Source organism: Frigoribacterium sp. CFBP 8759, from assembly GCF_014841655.1.
Lineage (GTDB): Bacteria > Actinomycetota > Actinomycetes > Actinomycetales > Microbacteriaceae > Frigoribacterium.
On record NZ_JACYUH010000002.1, the window covers coordinates 425459 to 445210 of the forward strand.

The following is a 19752-nucleotide window of genomic DNA, read 5'->3' on the forward strand; positions in this document are numbered from 1 at the left end:
CCTATTCACAGCGAGTGCACGGCGCCCGGGTGCCCTAAACGACAGGTGTCGTTCATCTCCGGATCTAGGCTCGACACGTCCCGACGGTGCGACGCACGACCACCACCACCATCCGAGGGAGAAGGCACATCCCGATGAACGAGCTGCTCGACCCGCTGCTGTTGTCCCGCTGGCAGTTCGGGCTCACCACGATCTACCACTTCCTGTTCGTGCCCCTCACGATCGGCATGGCCTTCACGGTGGCGGTCTTCCAAACGGCCTGGGTGCGCACCGGCCGCGTCCACTACCTGCAGCTGACCCAGTTCTTCGGCAAGATCTTCCTGATCAACTTCGCCATGGGCGTCGTGACCGGCATCGTCCAGGAGTTCCAGTTCGGCATGAACTGGTCCGACTACTCGCGGTTCGTCGGCGACGTGTTCGGCGCCCCGCTCGCGCTCGAGGGCCTGCTCGCGTTCTTCCTCGAGGCGACCTTCATCGGCATCTGGATCTTCGGCTGGGACAAGGTGCCGCCGAAGCTCCACCTGCTGAGCATCTGGGGTGCGACGGTCGGCAGCATCCTCTCGGCGTACTTCATCATCGCCGCGAACGCCTTCATGCAGAACCCGGTCGGCTACGACATCAACGAGGAGAAGGGGCGGGCCGAGCTCACGAGCATCTGGGAGGTGCTGACCAACAAGGTCGCCCTCGCCGCGTTCCCGCACACGATCTTCGCCTGCTTCATGGTCTCGGCCGCGGTCATCGTCGCCGTCGCCGCCTGGCACCTCTCGCGCAACCAGCACCTCGAGACGATGCGACCGGCCCTGCGGTTCGGTCTCTGGACGATGGTGGCCGCCGGCGCGCTCACCTTCGTCACGGGCGACCAGCTGGGTCTCGCCATGGTCGAGACCCAGCCGATGAAGATGGCGGCCGCGGAGGCCCTGTACAAGACCAGCACCGGCGCCGACGCCTCGTTCTCGATCTTCACCCTGGGCACGCCCGACGGGGTGCACGAGCTCTTCAGCATCCGGGTGCCGTACCTGCTGTCGTTCCTGTCGACGCACACCTTCGACGGCACGGTCGAGGGCATCAACGACCTCCAGGCGCAGTACGTGCAGCTCTACGGTCCGGGGGACTACACCCCGATCATCTGGGTCACCTACTGGTCCTTCCGCTGGATGATGGGCCTCGGCATGGTCAGCGTGCTCGTCTCGCTCGTCGGCCTCTGGATCACCCGCAAGGGGCGACTGCCGCAGAACAGGTGGGTCTGGCGGGCCGCGGTCTTCAGCTACCCGATGCCCCTCCTCGCCATGATCGTCGGCTGGGTCTTCACCGAGATGGGTCGACAGCCCTGGCTCGTCTTCGGGCTGCTGAAGACCGAGGACGGCGTCTCGCCGGGCGTCACCGGCCTGACGGTGCTCATCTCGCTCGTCGCCTTCACGCTGATCTACGGCACGCTCGCGGTCGTCGAGTTCAAGCTCATCGTCAGGGCCGCCCAGAAGGGGCCGGCCGACGCCCCCGAGCCCGACCCCGTGTCGGGCGAGATCCGCCACGAGGCGACGGTCTACTGATGCCCACCACCCCCACCGAACCGATGCGAGAAAGGCTCTGACCATGGACCTCCCCACCCTCTGGTTCGTGATCCTCGGGTTCTTCTTCGTCGGCTACTTCGTGCTCGACGGCTTCGACTTCGGGGTCGGCATGTCCCTGCCCTTCCTCGGTCGCGACGACACCGACCGGCGCGTGCTGATCAACACCATCGGTCCGGTCTGGGACCTCAACGAGACCTGGGTCATCGTCGCCGGTGCGTTCCTGTTCGCGGCCTTCCCCGAGTGGTACGCCACGCTGTTCAGCGGCTTCTACCTCCTGATGCTGCTCATCCTGCTGGCCCTGATCGCGAGGGGCGTCTCGTTCGAGTACCGCCACCAGCGTCCCGAGTCCTCGTGGAAGCGCCGCTTCGACCTCATGATCGTCGTCGGCTCGGCCGTGCCGGCGTTCGTCTGGGGGCTGGTGTTCGCCAACGTCGTGCAGGGCGTGCCGCTCGACGAGGGGCACAACTACACCGGGACGTTGGTCGACCTGTTGAACCCCTACGCCCTGCTGGGCGGTCTCACGACCCTGCTGCTCTTCTTCACGCACGGCGTCGTGTTCGTCACGCTCAAGACCGAGGGGGCGATCCGTGACCGGGCCCGGCGCCTGGCCACCCGCGCGGGGCTCGTGACGATCGTCGTCGCGGCGTCCTTCCTGGTCCTGACCTCGCTGATGCACGGAACCCTCGCCTCGGTGGTCCTCTCGGCCGGGGCCGCCGTCAGCCTGATCGCCTCGTTCGTCGCGAACCTGCGCGGTCGCGAGGGCCGGTCCTTCGGCCTCATGGCCCTCACGATCGCCCTGGCGGTGTCGAGCCTGTTCGCCGCGCTCTTCCCCTGGGTGATGCCGGCGAGCAACGATCCGGCGAACGGTCTCACGATCGCCAACGCGTCGAGCTCGACCTACACCCTGACGATCATGAGCTGGGTGGCCCTCGTCTTCGTCCCGCTCATCCTCGGCTACCAGGGCTTCACCTACTGGATCTTCCGCAAGCGGATCACCCGGGCGACCATCCCGGCCGCGCACTGAGGCGACGTCCGTGAAGCCGCTCGACCCGCGCCTCCTGCGCTACGCCTCCGCCGCCCGGGTGTTCCTGGGGCTCGGTGCCGTGCTCGGCCTCGCGCAGACCCTCGCGATCGTCGCCGTGGCCTGGTTCACCACGACGGCCGTGGTCCAGGTCGTCGACGGGCGCGTCTCCGGTCTCTCGACCACCCTGCTGGGGCTCGGAGTCTCGGTGGCGGCACGATCGCTCGTCGCCTGGGCCCTCGAGGTGACGGCCGCGCGGGCCGCGGCGCAGGTCAAGAGCCAGCTGCGGGCCCGGGTCGTCCGCGCGGTCGCCGACCGGGGGCGCGCCTGGGTCGACCGCCACTCCTCGGCGCGCGTCGCGACGCTCGTCGGCCCCGGGCTCGACGCCCTCGACGAGTACTTCGCGCGCTACCTGCCGCAGCTGGTGCTGACGGCCCTGGCGACGCCGCTGCTGATCGTCGTCATGGCGCTCCACGACTGGTTGTCGGCCCTGATCGTCGTGCTGACCCTGCCGTTGATCCCCGTCTTCATGGTCCTGATCGGGTGGACCACACGGGCCGCCCAGACCCGGCAGTGGGACCGCCTGACGCACCTCGCCTCGTCGTTCGCCGACGCCGTGGGCGGGGCGTCGACGCTCAAGGCCTTCGGTCGCGAGCGGCGCCAGGTCGAGCGGATCGGTCGCATCACCGACGACTACCGGGTCGAGACGGTCACGGTGCTGCGCGTGTCGTTCCTCAGCGGCTTCGTGCTCGAGCTCGCGGCGTCGCTGTCCGTCGCACTCGTCGCCGTGTCCATCGGCATCCGGCTCGTCGAGGGGTCGCTGGGGCTGACCGCCGGGCTGTTCGTGCTGTTGCTCACCCCCGAGGCCTACCTGCCCCTGCGCCAGGTCGGAGCCAACTACCACGCCGCGGCCGACGGGGTCGCGGCGGCGGACGACGTCTTCGAGCTGCTGGACGACGAGGACGGCGACGTCACGCCCCGGTCGTCCCGGGCGACGACCGACGCCGATCCGGCCGCGGCCCTCACCGAGGCCGACGCGCTCGTCGTCGACCGGGTGTCGGTCGGCCGAGGAGGCGCGGTGCGGCTGGCCGAGACCTCCTTCGTCGCCGAGACGGGTCGCGTCACCGCGGTCGTCGGACCGAGCGGTGCCGGGAAGTCCACCCTGCTCGACGCCGTGCTGGGGCTCGAGCCGTGCGAGGGACGCGCCGTCTGGCGCTCGTCGGGCCGCGCGCCCGCCCGCCACGAGATCGCCTGGTCGGGCCAGTCCGCCCAGTTGTCGTCCGGCACCGTCGCCGAGAACGTCGGCCTCGGCGACGAGGACGGGCCCGACACCGAGGCCGTCGTCCGCGCCCTCGACCTGGCCGGCGCGGCCGGCCTCGACCCGGCGCTCGTGCTCGGGGCCGGCGGCGAGGGGCTGTCCGGCGGCCAGGCGCAGCGGGTGTCGGTGGCCCGGGCGCTGTACCGGCTCGACCGGGTCGGGGCGCGCCTCCTGCTGGTCGACGAGCCCTCGTCCGCCCTCGACCGGGTCACCGAGGCCCGGGTCGTCGAGGGCCTCCGTCGCATCGCGGCCACGGGCGTCGCCGTGGTCGTCGTCACGCACCGCCGCGCCGTGAGCGACGCGGCCGACGTCGTCGTCCCGATCGGAGGCCCCTCGTGACCCGCTCGTTGCTCCGCACGGCTCAGCCCGCCGGACGCCGCGCCGCCCCCGGCCTGGTCTTCGGGTCGCTGAGCGCCCTCTCGGCGGTGGCCTTGCTCGCGGCGTCGGCGTACCTCATCACGCGGGCCGCCGAGCAGCCGCCGATCCTCTACCTCTCGCTCGCCGTCGTGGGCGTCCGCGCGTTCGCCCTGACCCGCGCGGTCTTCCGCTACCTCGAACGGCTGTCGAGCCACGACGCGGCCTTCCGTCAGCTGGCCGTGGTCCGCACCGAGCTCTACCGCCGACTGATCCGCGTGGCCCCGGCGGGTCTCGGCCGCACCGATCGCGGCGACCTGCTGGCGCGCGTCGTCGGTGACGTCGACGCCCTGCAGGACCTTCCCCTCCGGGTCGTGCAGCCGCTCGTGGTGTCGGGCCTGACCTCGGTCGTCGCGGTGGTCGGCGTCGCCCTCGTGTCGCCGATGGCGGCGGTCGTCCTGGCAGGCGCACTCGTCATCGCGTTCGTCGTCGGCTGCGTCGCCGCGGACCGGCTCGCCCGCCGCAGTGAACGCACCCTCGCCGACCGGCGGGGGGCGCTCTCGGCTGCCGTCGTCGACCTCGTGCAGAACCTCGACGTGCTCGTCGCGTTCGAGGCGGTGGACCGTCAGCTCGCCCGGGTCGCTCGACTCGACGACGACCTGCGCCGCGCCTCCTCGCGTCGGGCCCTGACCGGGGGCGTGGTCGCCGCCGTGCTCTCGGCGCTGTCGGGTGCCGCCGTGTTCGCGACGATCCCCGTCGTGGCGCCCGACGTCGCCTCGGGCGGGCTGACCGGTCCCGCCTTCGCGCTGGTCGCCCTCGTGCCCCTCGCCGTCTTCGAGGTCGTCGGTGCCGTCCCGACGGCCGTGCTGGCCTGGCGTCGCGTGCGGGCGAGCGGTGACCGCGTCGACTCGGCGGTGCCGGTCGACGTGCCGGCCGGCGTCGTCGACGACGACCACGTGTCCGGCGAGGCGGACGTCACCGCCTCCGACCCTCTCCGAGCCCACGGGCCCGCCGTGCCGGCCTCCGTGCCCGCGCTTCGCCTGCGGGGAGTCTCGGCGACCTGGCCGGGGGCGGCGGGCCCCGCGCTCCGCGGCGTCGACCTCGACGTGGCCGTCGGCGACCGCCTCGTGGTCGAGGGGCCGAGCGGCGCCGGCAAGACCACGCTGGCGTGGGTGCTGGCCCGCTTCGTCGAGCACACGGGTCGCTACGAGGTCGGGGGAGTCGACACGGCGATCCTCGCCCCGGCCGCCGTCCGGGCCACGGTCGGCCTGATCGAGCAGAGGCCCTACCTCTTCGACGAGTCCCTGCGGCAGAACCTGCTCTTCGCCCGCGACACGGCCACCGACGACGACCTGCTCGCGGTCCTGGACCGCGTCGGGCTGGGCCGCTGGGCCGCCGAGCGCGGCGGGCTCGACGCACCGGTGGGCGAGCGCGGCGTCCTCGTCTCGGGTGGTCAGGCCCAGCGCATCTCGCTCGCGCGTGCCCTCCTGCGGGGGTTCCCGGTGCTCGTGCTCGACGAGCCGACGGCCGGACTCGACGCCGAGACCTCCCGTCGGCTCGTGCACGACGTCCTGACCACCGCCCGCGACGACGGCTCGACGGTCGTCGTGATCTCGCACGTCGAGGTGCCGGCCGAGCTGGTGACGCGGCGCGTGCGCCTCGAGGCGGGCCGCCTCGGCGAGGTCGAGGTCGAGGTCGGGGTCGAGGTCGGGTCCGACGTCACGCCCGACGACGGGGCCGGCGCCTGACGCGTCGAGGCACCGATCGCGTCGCGGTGGGGGTCAGCCGTCGACCGGTCGTCGCAGGCGGTCGAGTCGGCCGCGCCAGAGCGCCAGGCGCCCCGGCTCCTCGGCGGGTGCCGGGCCGTCGATCCAGCCGGTGACGATGCGGATGCCGTGCAGTGCGCCGAGGCTCCAGACCTCGAACCCGTCGAGCTCGTCCGGCCGGGTGCGGTCGTGCAGCACGTCGACGCCGAGGACGGCGGCCAGCGTCGTCAGGCTGCGGACCGTGACGCCCGGGAGGCGCGCCAGGTCGTCCGACGGGAGGCAGAGGGCGTCTCCGCGCCACCAGACGATCGAGCTCCAGGCGCCTTCGACGACGTGTCCCTCGGGCGAGAGCAGCACGGCCTCGTCGGCCCCTCGTGACCGCGCCTCGGAGACGAGCGAGCCGAGGGCGGCGAGGTCGGGCCCCTTGACCGTCGGTCGCGTGCGGGGGTCCCGGTCGGCCGTGGCGAGGACGACCGAGCGGTGACGCGGGGGAGCGGGACGGAGGCGCAGCCGCAGGCGTGCCCGGTCGCCGTCCTCGGCTCCGTCGCCCGCGACGAGCTCGACGCGGGGGAACCAGGCTCCCGTCCGGGGGAGGACCGCGAGGGCCGCCGTCCAGAACGCCGATACCTCGTCCGCGTCGGGCGCCCCGGGCACCTCGGCGATCGACCCGGCGAACCGGTCGCGGTGCACGTCGAGGGCCAGCACCGAGCCGTCGTCGACCAGCCACGAGTCCGCCACGAGGAGGTGCGGGTCGGCGTCCGCCGCCCCTCCGCCCCCGGGCGTCGCCAGCTCGTCGCCCTGCCAGACGTGCAGCACGTCACCACCCGGCCCGTCGCCACTCATCGGGTCGGGTCTCCGCTCATAGGATCAAGGGTATGCGTCCCGCGGTCGTCCGTTCCTCCCTGCCGTGGCGCGACCCCGAGGCCGTCGTCCGGCACCTGGCCGCGACCGGCGACGTGGTCTGGCGCGACGCCGGGGACGGCGCCGTGCGGGGCCGCTCGGTCGTCGGGTGGGGTCGGGCCGCGACGGGCGACGTGCGCGACGGCGGCGCCGACCGGCTCTGGCAGGCGGTGCGTGACGACCTGGTCGACGTCGAGCCCGACAGCCATCCGCTCGGTTGGGCCGGCTGGCTCGGCTACGGCTTCGGCTGCCGGCTGCTCGACCGCGACGCCACCGAGGGGCACCGGCCGGCAGCCACCGCCTCCACCGTCGCCGCCGACGGAGACCCCGCCGACCTCGCCCTGCTCGACGTCGACCGTGCCCTGGTCTTCGACCACGCGGCACGCTCGGTCGAGGCCGTCGCGCGGGCCGACGACCCGTGGGCGTCCTCCCTGGTCGAGACCTGGGCCGACGTGCCGCCCGAGCCTCCGGTGCCCGGGCCGACCCGCGCCTCCTCGGGGGGCACCGCCCCGCCCACCGCCCGCTGGCGGCACCGCCCCGACGAGTACCTCGACCTGATCGAGGGGTGTCGGCGGGCCATCGCGGCCGGCGAGGCGTACCAGCTCTGCCTGACCACGGCCGTCGACGTCGTGGGGCCGGTGGACGCGCTCGAGGCCTTCGCGCGCCTCCGTCGGTCCTCGCCGGCGCCGCACGCGTCGTTCGTGCGCATCGGCGACGTGGCCGTCGTCGGGGCGTCGCCCGAGTCGTTCGTCGAGGTGACGGCCGACGGCCGGGTGTCGTCGGCGCCGATCAAGGGCACGCGACGCCGCGGGTCGGGCGCCGACGACACGGTGCTCGCGCGCGAACTCGTCGAGAGCGAGAAGGAGCGCGCCGAGAACGTCATGATCGTCGACCTGGTCCGCAACGACCTCGCCCGGGTGGCCCTGCTCGGCACGGTCGAGGTGTCCGAGCTGCTCGCCGTGCACTCGTACGAGCACGTCCACCAGCTCGTCAGCACGGTGCGGGCCCGTCTCGGGGCGGGGTGCACCGCGGCCGACGTCGTCGAGGCGGCCTTCCCCGCCGGGTCGATGACCGGTGCCCCGAAGCGACGGGCCGTCGAACTGCTCTCCGACCTCGAAGGAGCGCCCCGGGGGGTCTACTCGGGCGCGACCGGCTGGCTCGGGCGCGACGGCTCGGCGAGCCTGGCGATGACCATCCGCTCGATCGTCGTCCACGGGGCCCGGGCGGCGAGTGCGGGACGGCCCGCGCGACCGGCGGGTGCTCGCGTCGGGGTGGGCGGCGGCATCACCATCTCGTCGGTGCCGGTCGACGAACGCGACGAGGTCGAGCTGAAGGCGGCGGCCCTGCTCGCCGTGCTCGGCGTCCGTACCGCCGACGGGGCGCCGGTCCGCATGTCGTGACGGCGCGTGCCGTTCGGTAGCCTTGGCGAGGATCGCCGAGCCCGGCGCACGTCGCCGTGCCCTCGCACGGACGGTCCGCCCCCACCGCACCTACTGCCAGCAGTGAATGAGAGCCCCGTGGCACACGAGCACGACACGACCGCGACCGACGCCTCCTCGGCCATCCCGCCCCACGACGGCGTGCCCGAACGCGAGTACGACGTCGCCCGCCTGCAAGAGAAGTGGCAGGCCCGGTGGGACGCCGAGCAGCCGTTCGTCGTCGACCCCGACGACAAGCGGCCGCGCAAGTACATCCTCGACATGTTCCCCTACCCCTCGGGCGACCTGCACATGGGCCACGCCGAGCAGTACGCCCTCGGCGACATGGTGACGCGGTACTGGCGCCAGCAGGGCTTCAACGTGCTGCACCCGATCGGTTGGGACAGCTTCGGGCTCCCCGCCGAGAACGCGGCCATCAAGCGCGGCGTCGACCCCCGCGAGTGGACCTACGCGAACATCGCGCAGCAGAAGCAGAGCATGAAGCTCTACGCCCCGTCGTTCGACTGGAGCCGGGTGCTGCACACGAGCGATCCCGAGTACTACAAGTGGAACCAGTGGCTGTTCCTCGAGATGTACAAGAAGGGCCTGGCCTACCGCAAGGACAGCTGGGTCAACTGGGACCCGGTGGACCAGACCGTGCTCGCCAACGAGCAGGTGCTGCCCGACGGCACCAGCGACCGGTCGGGCGCCGTCGTGGTCAAGAAGAAGCTGACGCAGTGGTACTTCAAGATCACCGACTACGCCGACCGTCTGCTCGACGACCTCAACCAGCTCGAGGGCCGGTGGCCGACCAAGGTGCTCAACATGCAGCGCAACTGGATCGGCCGCTCGATCGGTGCGGACGTGCACTTCGCCATCGAGGGCCGTGACGAGAAGGTCACGGTCTTCACCACGCGTCCCGACACCCTCTACGGCGCGACGTTCATGGTGGTCGCGCCCGACTCCGACCTCGCGGCCGAACTCGTCGCCGACGCGACGGACGACGTCAAGGCGACCTTCGCCGAGTACCTCGTCGAGGTGCAGAAGGCGACGGAGATCGAGCGCCAGTCGAGCGAGCGCCCCAAGACCGGCGTGCCGCTCGGCCGGGTCGCGGTCAACCCGCTCACGGGCGACCCGATGCCGGTCTGGGCCGCCGACTACGTGCTGGCCGACTACGGCCACGGCGCGGTCATGGCCGTGCCCGCGCACGACCAGCGCGACCTCGACTTCGCCCGCAAGTACGACCTCCCGGTGCGCGTCGTGGTCGACACGAACGCGCCCGTCACGGGCGTGATCCCCAAGCTCGAGCTCGACGAGGACGGCCAGGCGATCCTGCCGGACGACCTGCCCGACCTGAACCCCCGCGAGACGGGCGTGGCCCTGACCGGCGACGGCCGACTGATGAACTCGGGCGCCCTGACCGGCCTCAGCAAGTCGAACGCGATCAAGCGCGTCGTCGAACTGCTCGAGGCGTCCGGCGACGGCGGGGCGGCCAAGACGTACCGTCTGCGCGACTGGCTGATCTCGCGCCAGCGCTTCTGGGGCACGCCCATCCCGATCGTGCACGGGGCCGACGGCGTCGAGGTGCCGGTGCCCTACGACGAGCTGCCGGTCCGACTGCCGTCGACCGAGGGCCTCGACCTCAAGCCGAAGGGCAGCTCGCCGCTCGGCGCGGCCGAGGACTGGGTGAACGTGCCCGACCCGCGCGACGGGTCGCCCGCGCGTCGGGACGCCGACACGATGGACACCTTCGTCGACAGCTCGTGGTACTTCCTGCGGTTCCTCGATCCCACCGACGCCGACCGGGCCTTCGACCCGGCCCAGGCCAGCAGGTGGGCGCCGGTCGACCAGTACGTCGGAGGCGTCGAGCACGCCATCCTGCACCTGCTCTACGCGCGCTTCATCACCAAGGTGCTCTTCGACCTCGGCCACGTCGACTTCACCGAGCCCTTCAGCGCGCTGCTGAACCAGGGCATGGTGCTGCAGGACGGCGCCAAGATGAGCAAGAGCAAGGGCAACGTCGTCAGCCTCTCCGACGAGATCGAGAAGCACGGCGTCGACGCCATCCGCCTGACGATGGCCTTCGCCGGCCCGCCCGAGGACGACATCGACTGGGCCGACGTCTCGCCCGCCGGTTCGGCCAAGTTCCTGGCCCGGGCGTTCCGTCTCTCGAGCGACGTCGACAGCTCGCGCGACGTGGTGTGGGCCGACGGCGACCAGGCCCTGCGCCGGGTCACCCACCGGTTCCTCGCCGAGGCCCCGGGGCTGAGCGAGGCGTTCAAGTACAACGTCGTCGTCGCTCGCCTGATGGAGCTCACCAACGCCGTCCGCAAGGCGATCGACTCGGGTCCCGGCGCGTCCGACCCGGCGGTGCGCGAGGCGACCGAGACCGTCGCGCTGGGGCTGTCGCTGTTCGCTCCCTACACGGCTTCCGAGATGTGGGAGAAGCTCGGCTACGACGGCGGTGCCCTCGCCACGTACGGCTGGCGGAAGGCCGACCCGACGCTGCTCGTCGAGACGAGCGTCACCGCGGTCGTCCAGGTCAACGGCAAGGTGCGCGACCGGCTCGAGGTGTCGCCCAAGATCGCCTCCGACGAGCTCGAGGCGCTGGCCCGCGACTCGGCGGCCGTGCAGCGCGCGATCGGCGACAAGCAGATCGTCAACGTCATCGTGCGGGCGCCGCGCCTGGTGAACATCGCGGTGAAGTAGGTACTCGGGGCGTCTCGTCCCCNCGCTCGTACCGTGACGGGTCATGACCGTCAGCTTCCGCACCGCCGTCGACCCGTCCGAGCCGGGTGGTCCGCGGTGGCGCGTGGGGGTCGGGGCGGTCGTCGTCCTGCTCTTCGTCGTGCTGGCGGTGAGCGTCGCCGTGTCGGCCTTCGCCACCCGAGGAGGCGCGGCGGACGAGGTCGTGACCGTCGAGCCGGGCACCGGGGCCGAGGCCGGGGCAGGGGCCGGCACCGCACCTCCCGCGGGTGCCTCGGTCGTCTTCGTGCACGTGCACGGCCGGGTGGCGGCGCCCGGCCTGTACGAACTGCCGCACGGCGCCCGCGTCGTCGACGTGGTCGCGGCGGCCGGCGGGTTCACGGACGAGGCCGACCAGGCGGCGGTCAACCTCGCGCGGGTGCTCGTCGACGGCGAGCAGCTGCGGGTGCCGGCCGTCGGTGAGACCGCGGACGAGGGGGTGGCGGGCGGTGGCGACGCGGCGGCGGGTGGACCGGCCGCGGGGGGACCGGCGACAGGTGGCGGGACGACGGTCGGTGGCGGGACGGTCGACCTCAACCTCGCGGACGACGCCGCGTTGCAGACGCTGCCCGGGGTGGGTCCGGCGACCGCGGCGGCGATCCTGTCCTGGCGTGACGAGAACGGCCGCTTCCGCAGCGTCGACGACCTGCTAGGGGTGCCGGGCATCGGTCCGAAGACGCTCGAGGCAATGCGCGACCGGGTGCGGGTGTGACGCCCGGTCGCGTCCTCGACCTGCGGCTCGGGGTGCCCGTGGCCGTGGCGTGGGTCGGGCTCGCCGTGGGCTCGGCCCGGCCGGGGCTGTCGCCCGTCGTGGCCGCCGTCGCCCTCGTCGTCTGCGTCGTCGCGGTAGGACTCGTGCTCGTGGCGCGGGTGGGCGCCCTCGCGGCCGGGCAGGTCCTGCTGGTGGTGGCCCTGAGCGCCGGGGCATGCGCCGGGCTCACGGGCCAGGCGGCGGTGCGCGACGACCGTCGTCACCCGTCGGGGCTCACGACGTCGGTGGGGCACGCGGTCACCGTCGAGGGGCGCCTGCTCGACCGGGTCGAGGCGCGGGCCGACGTCCTGACGATGTCGGTCGACCGACTCGACGTCGGCGCGGGGACCGTGGCCCTCGGGGACCGCGTCCCGGTGCGGGTGTTCGGGGCGCGCCTCGACGGTCGTCGGTCGGCCGAGATCGGGGCCCGGGTGTCGGCCCGGCTCGTCCTGGGCCCGGTGAGGTACGGCGAGTCGGTCGCGTTCGAGGGGCGGGCGGTCGAGCCGCTCGGCGTCCGCGCCGAGCCCGGGCGGGCGTCGGCCTGGTCGAACGGTCTCCGCTCGGCCTTCCGTGCCGTGGCCGCAGACCTGCCGGGTGACGGCGGGGCCCTGCTGCCGGGGCTCGCGATCGGCGACACGTCGGGAGTGCCCGACGACCTCGACGACGACATGACGCAGGCGTCGCTCAGCCACCTGACGGCCGTGTCGGGCTCGAACTGCGCCGTCCTGGTCGCCCTCGTGGTGCTCGTCGGGTCGGTGCTGAGGGTCCCGCGGTTGCTGCGGCTCGCGATGGCCGTCGTCGTGTTGGTCGCGTTCGTCGTGCTCGTCACGCCCGAGCCGAGCATCGTCCGGGCCACCGTCATGGCGGTGCTCGTCCTCGTGCACCTCGCCGTCGCCCGGCCGATCGCCGGTGTGCCCGTGATCGCGCTGGCGGTCGCCGGGCTGCTGTTCGCTGACCCGTGGCTGGCCCGCGACCTCGCCTTCGTCCTGTCGGTCCTCGCGACGTCGGGGCTGGTCGTGCTCGGAGGGCCGCTGACCGCCCTGCTGGCGCGCCTCGTGCCCGAACCCGTGGCGGCGGCCCTCGCCGTCCCCACGGCCGCGCAGCTCGCCTGCCAGCCCGTGCTGCTCGCCCTCGAACCGAGCATCGCCCTGCACGGCGTCGCCGCGAACGTGCTGGCCGGCCCGGCGGCTCCGGTGGCGACCGTGGGTGGGCTCGTCGTCTGCGTGCTCGCGCCCTGGGCGCCCGCGACGGCCGCGGCCGTCGCCTGGGCCTCGTGGCTGCCGTCGTCCTGGGTCGCGGCCGTCGCCCGGTCGGCGTCGACCTGGCCGGGCACGCGAGTCGGGTGGGACGCCTCGGCGCTCGGCGTCGCCTCCCTGGTCGGCGTGACGGCCCTCGTCGTGGTCGCCGTGGTGGCCCGGGCCCGGGGCCGCCTGCGGGCCGTCGCCACGACGTTGCTGGTGGGCGTGCTGGTGGCCACCGTCGGGGTGGTGGGCGGGCGCACCGTGGTGACCCGCGCCTCCGTTCCCGACGACTGGGTCGTCGCCCAGTGCGACGTGGGGCAGGGCGACGCCGTGCTCGTCCGCAGCGCGCGGGCCGTCGCCCTGATCGACGTGGGTGACGACGAGGCCGCCGTCGACCGCTGCCTCTCGACGTTCGGCGTGCGCCACGTCGACCTGCTCGTGCTCACCCACTTCGACCGTGACCACGTCGGGGCGATCGGCTCGGTCGTCGGCCGGGTCGGCACGGCCCTCGTCGGGCCCGTGGGGCGTTCGGACGACGCCGAGGTCGTGACCGCCCTGCGCGGCGGTGGCGCCGAGGTCCAGGAGGCGCGGGTCGGCACCCGGGGACGCCTCGGCGACCACACGTGGCGGCTCCTCTGGCCGCCCTCCGCGACCCCGGCGGGCAACGACGCCAGCCTCGTGGTGCGCCTCGACCCGGGCGGGTCCTGCCGGGTCGGGTGCCTCTCCCTGCTGGCCCTCGGCGATCTCGGTGAGACCGCCCAACGCCGTCTGGCCTCGTCACCCGACGGCGAGGAGGGGCTCGGGCGGGTCGACGTCCTGAAGGTGTCGCACCACGGGTCGGCGGACCAGCACGCCGAGTTGTACGAGCGGGTGTCGGCCCGCGTCGGCCTGGTGGGCGTGGGGGCCGACAACTCCTACGGGCACCCGACCGACGTCGCGCTCGACCTGGTCCGGGACGGCGGGGGAGTCGTGGTCCGCAGCGACGAGGCCGGTCAGGCCGCCGTCACGCCCGTCGGCCGTGACGGCGGCGACGTCGGCCTGCGGATCTGGCGGGAGCACGCGGGGTCCGCGGGTCGAGATCGCGCGTCCGACACGTCGGTGGCGTCCTCTAGCATCGGAGGAGGCGCGGCGGGCCCCGCGTCCGTGGGACGACGTCCGAGAGGCAGCATGGCAGCGCGAGCGAGTGGCAAGACGGCGAAGAAGGCCTCGGTCGCGATCGACCAGGTCGGGTGGGACAAGATCCGTCCCGCGGCCGTGGTGCTGGTGAGCGGGCCCGAGCAGTTCCTCGCCGACCGTGCCTCCCGCCAGCTGCGCGACCAGCTCGTCGCCGAAGACCCCAGCCTCGAGGTGCACGACCTCGAGGCCGACCATTACCAACCCGGCGAGCTCGTGACGCTGGCGAGCCCGTCGCTCTTCGCCGAGCCACGTCTCATCCGCGTCTCGAACGTCGAGAAGTGCACCGACGCCTTCCTCACCGAGACGCTGCGCTACCTCGACACGCCCGCCGACGACACGACCCTCGTCTTGCGCCACGGTGGCGGGGTCCGCGGCAAGAAGCTGCTCGACGCCGTCCGGGGCGGCACCGGCGGCGGCCTCGAGGTCGTGTGCGCCGAGCTCAAGAAAGACACCGAGAAGCTCGAGTTCGCGGCCGCCGAGTTCGCCGCCGAACGGCGTCGCATCTCGCAGGGGGCCCTCCGGGCGCTCGTGACGGCCTTCAACGACGACCTGGCCGAGCTCGCCAGTGCGTGCCAGCAGCTGATCAGCGACGCCGCGGCCGAGATCACCGAGGCCACGGTCGAGAAGTACTACTCGGGTCGGGTCGAGACCAACGCCTTCAAGGTGGCCGACGCGGCCATCGCAGGTCAGCAGGGCGAGGCTCTGGTCCTGCTCCGCCACGCGTTGTCGACCGGGGCCGATCCCGTGCCCGTGGTGGCGGCCTTCGCGATGAAGATCCGCACCATGGCCAAGGTGCAGGGCTCCTACGGTGGCTCGGGTCAGCTCGCCTCGCGCTTTGGACTCGCCCCGTGGCAGGTCGAACGGGCACAACGAGATCTCCGTGGCTGGACCGAGGATGGGCTGGGCCGGTGCATCGAGCTGCTCGCCGAGACCGACGCGGCCGTCAAGGGCGCCGAGCGCGATCCGGTGTACGCGCTCGAGCGGATGGTGACCATGATCTCGACGCGCGGTTCGCTGCTGTCGTGAGTCGCGCCTCCTGACCGTCCGGTCGCCTGTCCTGCGGGCGAACGAGGACGACGAAGGCCCCGTCTCGATCGAGACGGGGCCTTCGTCGTCGAGCCCGGGGGCTCGGGGGAGGGGAGCCTAGAGGGCGCCGACCTGCTTCGCGATGGACGACTTGCGGTTCGCGGCCTGGTTCTGGTGGATGACGCCCTTGCTGGCGGCCTTGTCGAGCTTCTTCGACGCGAGGAGCAGAGCCGAGGTGGCCTTGTCCTTGTCGCCGGCGGCGATGGCCTCGCGGGTGGCGCGGACGGCGGTCTTGAGCTCGCTCTTGACGGCGCGGTTGCGGTCCTGGGCCTTCTTGTTGGTGCCGATGCGCTTGATCTGCGACTTGATGTTTGCCACGTGAACTTCTTTCTGGATTCTGAGTATCGGACGATGTGCGCCAGCCGAGCGTCCGACCGACGTGAATCGGTCGACCCGGTGCTGCCGCCGGTGATGGCCACCGGAGCGGCTCTCGGCTGCGATCGCGTTCCGCCACTGCAGACGTAACGCGCAAGCCAACAGGCAACGTTACCAGCAGCGAGCCCGACTCTCAACGAACGTCGACCGGTCGGCGTGCCGTGTCGTGCGGGGTACCGTGCCATCATGCCTCAGCTCGCACCCCACATGACCACCGTGCCCGCTTCCGGAATCCGTCGGGTCTACGAGCTCGCGGCGCAGCTCGACGGCGTCGACATGCTCGTGGTGGGCGAACCCGACGTGCCCGTCGCCCGCCACATCGCCGACGCCGCACGCCGCGCCTGGGCCGACGACCGCACCGACTACACGCCGAACGGCGGCATCCCGGCCCTGCGCGAGGCGCTCGTGGACAAACTCGCCCGGGAGAACGACGTGCACGTGGACCTCGAGCAGGTCTGGGTCACCGTCGGGGGGACGCAGGCCCTGCACCAGACGATGGGACTGCTGCTCGCGGCCGGTGACGAGGTGCTGGTGCCGGACCCCGGTTACACGACGTTCACGATGAACGCCCACATGCTCGACGCCGTGCCCGTGCCCTACACGTTGGCCCCCGAGCTCGGCTTCCACCCCGACCTCGACGAACTCGAGAACCTCGTCGGCGACCGCACCCGTGCCCTCATCGTGAACAGCCCGTCGAACCCGCTCGGCGTCGTCTATCCGGAGGAGACGCTGCGGCGCCTGCTGGACTTCGCCCGCCGGCACGACCTCTGGGTCATCAGCGATGAGGTCTACGAGTACTTCACCTACGGGCCGAAGCACGTCAGCCTGGCGTCGCTCGACGGCGACGACCGGGTGTTCAGCGTCTTCTCGATGAGCAAGACCTACGCCATGACGGGCGTGCGGGTCGGCTACCTCGTGACGCCCAAGGGCCTCGCGGAGACGATGCGCACGGTCCAGGAGGCGGCCATCAGCTGCGTCGCCGAGCCCGACCAGCACGCCGCCCTCGCCGCCGTCGTGGGGGACCACCAGCCCGTGGCCGACGCCCGCGAGCACTATCGGAGCAACCTCGACCTCGCCACGACGTTGCTCGACGAGCGGGGCATTCGGTACCTCGAGCCCACCGGCGCCTTCTACCTCTGGATCGACGTCAGCCACGCCTCGCAGGGCGACGTGGCGGCGTGGGCCGAGCGGTTCCTGCTGTCGGAGCGCGTCGCGGTCGCGCCGGGCAGTGCGTTCGGCCGGAGCGGCGAGGGGTGGATCCGCGTCTGCCTCGCGTCGTCACCCGAGGTGATCACCCGGGGGCTCGGCAAACTGCCGGCGCCGGGCGACCCCCGCTGAGATCCGGGGGTCAGCCCCCTGGGGTCGACGCGAGGGGCTTCCTAGGCTCGGAGCATGACGAATCAACCCGTGCACACGACCTTCTCCGCCTCCACCACCGGCGTCCGTTCGCCCCTCGCCGTCTGGAGCCTCGTCCTCGGCCTCGCCTCGATCGGCTTCGGCTTCACCTTCGTCGTCCCGATCGCCGGCCTCGTCCTCGGCAGCCTGTCCCGCCGCCGTGAGCCCGAGGGTCGCACCATGGCGCTCGTCGGCATCGTCTCGTCCGCCGTCATGCTCGTGGGCACGCTGATCGCCCTGGCGATCGGCCTCGCCGTCGTCGGGGGCGCCGGCGTCCTCGCGCTCCTTCCCGGCACCGCGGTCTGACCCTCGGCCCGGCAGTCCCGCCCGCGGGCCCGTCCCGCGGTCCGGCTCGCGCCTCCCGCGCCCGCGCTCGTCCCGCGCTCATCCCGCGGCCCGGCTCGCGTCGCCCGCGTCGGCAACTCCTGCCTGCCGTCGCACGCCCGACGCGACGCCGGGGAGTCCGACCGCCCGAGCGGCACCGGCCAGGAGTTGCCCGCACCGCCCCTCTGGCTCGCATCCCCCTCTGACCCACCCGCCGACCGGCCCACCCGCTCGCCCGCCCCGCGGCGTCCCGCGCGCACGGCATCCGGTGCGGCCACGGTGTCGGCAACTCCTGCCCGCCGTCACGGCGCGAGCCGTCCACCGGGGGAGGCGCGGTGCCGGTCGCGGCACCGGGCAGGAGTTGCCGACGTACGGCCCCGCGCGGGCCGACGCCCGATCCGTCGCCCGGGCGTGGGAGAATCGTGCGGTACCCCCGCCCACCACCCCCAGAGGATCGTGTGAGTCCCCAAGCAACCCGCGCACTCGAGCCGGCGTCGACCGAGCCCGAGTCCCTCCGCAACTTCTGCATCATCGCGCACATCGACCACGGCAAGTCGACCCTCGCCGACCGCATGCTCGGCATCACCGGTGTGGTCGAGTCGCGTGCGATGCGTGCCCAGTATCTCGACCGCATGGACATCGAGCGCGAGCGCGGGATCACGATCAAGAGCCAGGCGGTGCGCATGCCGTGGGAGCGCAACGGCGAGACCTTCGCGCTCAACATGATCGACACCCCCGGCCACGTGGACTTCAGCTACGAGGTCTCCCGCTCGCTGGCCGCGTGCGAGGGGGCGATCCTGCTGGTCGACGCCGCCCAGGGCATCGAGGCGCAGACCCTGGCGAACCTCTACCTGGCGCTCGAGAACGACCTCGAGATCATCCCGGTGCTCAACAAGATCGACCTCCCGGCGGCCGACCCCGACAAGTACGCCGCCGAGCTGGCGGGCCTGATCGGCGGCGACCCCGCCGACGTGCTGCGGGTCAGCGGCAAGACCGGAATGGGCGTCGAAGAGCTCCTCGACCGCGTCGTCGACCGCATCCCCTCTCCCGTCGGCGTCAAGGACGCACCGCCCCGCGCGATGATCTTCGACTCGGTCTACGACAGCTACCGCGGCGTCGTGACGTACATCCGCATGATCGACGGCACCCTGCACCCTCGCGAGAAGGTGCAGATGATGTCGACGAAGTCGACCCACGACATCCTCGAGATCGGCGTCTCGTCACCCGAGCCCGTCCCGAGCCAGGGGCTGTCGGTCGGCGAGGTCGGCTACCTCATCACCGGCGTGAAGGACGTCCGCCTCTCGAAGGTGGGCGACACCGTCACGACGTCGGCCAAGCCCGCGACCGAGGCCCTCAGCGGGTACACCGAACCGCTGCCGATGGTCTTCTCGGGGCTCTACCCGATCGACGGCAGCGACTACCCCCTCCTCCGCGAGGCCCTCGACAAGCTCAAGCTGTCCGACGCCGCGCTGGTGTACGAGCCCGAGACCTCGGTGGCCCTCGGCTTCGGCTTCCGCTGTGGGTTCCTCGGCCTGCTCCACCTCGAGATCGTCACCGAACGACTCGACCGCGAGTTCGGCCTCGACCTCATCACGACGGCCCCGAGCGTCATCTACGAGGTCACCACCGAAGACAAGAAGACCGTCACGGTCACCAACCCGAGCGAGTTCCCGGGCGGCAAGATCGCGAGCGTCAGCGAGCCCATGGTCAAGGCGGGCATCCTCGCGCCCAAGGACTACGTCGGCGTGATCATGGAGCTCTGCCAGCAGCGCCGCGGCACCCTGCTGGGCATGGAGTACCTCGGCGAGGACCGGGTCGAGATCCGTTACGCGATGCCCCTCGGCGAGATCGTGTTCGACTTCTTCGACAGCCTCAAGTCGAAGACGGCGGGCTACGCCAGCCTCGACTACGAGCCCATCGGCGATCAAGAGGCCGACCTGGTCAAGGTCGACATCCTGTTGCAGGGTGAGCAGGTCGACGCCTTCAGCGCGATCGTGCACCGCGACAAGGCCTACGCCTACGGGGTGCTCATGACGGGCCGGCTGCGCGAACTCATCCCGAGGCAGCAGTTCGAGGTGCCCATCCAGGCCGCCATCGGTGCCCGGATCATCGCCCGCGAGAGCATCCGGGCCATGCGCAAGGACGTCCTGGCCAAGTGCTACGGCGGCGACATCTCGCGCAAGCGCAAACTCCTCGAGAAGCAGAAGGAGGGCAAGAAGCGCATGAAGACCATCGGTCGGGTCGACGTGCCCCAAGAGGCCTTCATCGCCGCCCTCAGCGGCGACGTCGAGAAGAAAGACAAGAAGTAGGGTCC

13 protein-coding genes and 1 pseudogene are annotated in these 19752 nt (G+C 72.4%); 12 read left to right on the forward strand and 2 right to left on the reverse strand.

All coding sequences use genetic code 11. The features are described from left to right. Window positions 1-134 precede the first annotated feature (134 nt). The 4 genes from IFT79_RS07305 to cydC are packed head-to-tail and all read left to right on the forward strand — an operon-like array spanning window position 135 to window position 6009. Window positions 135-1547, forward strand: a complete 1413-nt coding sequence (locus tag IFT79_RS07305; RefSeq protein ID WP_192123464.1) for a cytochrome ubiquinol oxidase subunit I — start codon at window positions 135-137, stop codon at window positions 1545-1547. A gap of 43 nt (window positions 1548-1590) precedes the next feature. Further along, entirely contained in the window at window positions 1591-2592 is a 1002-nt protein-coding gene (cydB, locus tag IFT79_RS07310; protein ID WP_056045711.1) for a cytochrome d ubiquinol oxidase subunit II, read from the forward strand. Between the two features lie 10 nt (window positions 2593-2602). Further along, window positions 2603-4246 (forward strand): thiol reductant ABC exporter subunit CydD, encoded by a 1644-nt coding sequence (cydD, locus tag IFT79_RS07315; protein ID WP_192123465.1) that lies wholly within the window; start codon window positions 2603-2605, stop codon window positions 4244-4246. After that, complete coding sequence (gene cydC, locus IFT79_RS07320; protein WP_192123466.1) at window positions 4243-6009, forward strand: thiol reductant ABC exporter subunit CydC; 1767 nt, start codon at window positions 4243-4245, stop codon at window positions 6007-6009. Before cydD ends, cydC begins: the two co-directional genes overlap by 4 nt. Before the next feature lie 33 nt (window positions 6010-6042). Here the strand turns inward: cydC and IFT79_RS07325 are convergent, their stop codons facing one another. Then, complete coding sequence (locus IFT79_RS07325; RefSeq protein ID WP_192123467.1) at window positions 6043-6870, reverse strand: aminotransferase class IV; 828 nt, start codon at window positions 6868-6870, stop codon at window positions 6043-6045. Window positions 6871-6902: 32 nt separating this feature from the next. Between IFT79_RS07325 and IFT79_RS07330 the strand changes: the two genes are divergently transcribed. From IFT79_RS07330 to holA, 5 genes and pseudogenes are all read left to right on the forward strand, one after another. Then, window positions 6903-8327: an anthranilate synthase component I family protein gene (locus IFT79_RS07330; RefSeq protein WP_192123469.1), complete on the forward strand. Its 1425-nt coding sequence runs from the start codon at window positions 6903-6905 to the stop codon at window positions 8325-8327. A 180-nt stretch (window positions 8328-8507) separates the two neighbouring features. Continuing rightward, a complete protein-coding gene (gene leuS, locus IFT79_RS07335; RefSeq protein ID WP_446718858.1) occupies window positions 8508-11054 on the forward strand; it encodes a leucine--tRNA ligase in 2547 nt (848 codons plus the stop codon). 43 nt (window positions 11055-11097) lie between these two features. Continuing rightward, window positions 11098-11802: a ComEA family DNA-binding protein gene (locus tag IFT79_RS07340; RefSeq protein WP_192123473.1), complete on the forward strand. Its 705-nt coding sequence runs from the start codon at window positions 11098-11100 to the stop codon at window positions 11800-11802. Between the two features lie 353 nt (window positions 11803-12155). Further along, window positions 12156-13589 (forward strand): annotated as a pseudogene (locus IFT79_RS16660) (ComEC/Rec2 family competence protein); the annotation flags it as partial. A gap of 660 nt (window positions 13590-14249) precedes the next feature. Continuing rightward, window positions 14250-15284, forward strand: a complete 1035-nt coding sequence (holA, locus tag IFT79_RS16295; RefSeq protein WP_056047549.1) for a DNA polymerase III subunit delta — start codon at window positions 14250-14252, stop codon at window positions 15282-15284. Window positions 15285-15401: 117 nt separating this feature from the next. Here the strand turns inward: holA and rpsT are convergent, their stop codons facing one another. Continuing rightward, complete coding sequence (rpsT, locus tag IFT79_RS16300; protein ID WP_043596189.1) at window positions 15402-15662, reverse strand: 30S ribosomal protein S20; 261 nt, start codon at window positions 15660-15662, stop codon at window positions 15402-15404. Window positions 15663-15905: 243 nt separating this feature from the next. Here rpsT and IFT79_RS07355 point away from each other — a divergent pair, with 243 nt between their 5' ends. From IFT79_RS07355 to lepA, 3 genes are all read left to right on the forward strand, one after another. After that, a complete protein-coding gene (locus tag IFT79_RS07355; protein ID WP_159824834.1) occupies window positions 15906-17057 on the forward strand; it encodes a pyridoxal phosphate-dependent aminotransferase in 1152 nt (383 codons plus the stop codon). A 54-nt stretch (window positions 17058-17111) separates the two neighbouring features. Then, the gene (locus IFT79_RS07360; RefSeq protein WP_192123476.1) at window positions 17112-17420 is read left to right on the forward strand and encodes a DUF4190 domain-containing protein; all 309 of its coding nucleotides are present in this window, start codon (window positions 17112-17114) and stop codon (window positions 17418-17420) included. Between the two features lie 476 nt (window positions 17421-17896). Then, the gene (gene lepA, locus IFT79_RS07365) at window positions 17897-19747 is read left to right on the forward strand and encodes a translation elongation factor 4 (protein WP_056045691.1); all 1851 of its coding nucleotides are present in this window, start codon (window positions 17897-17899) and stop codon (window positions 19745-19747) included. Window positions 19748-19752: the final 5 nt, after the last annotated feature.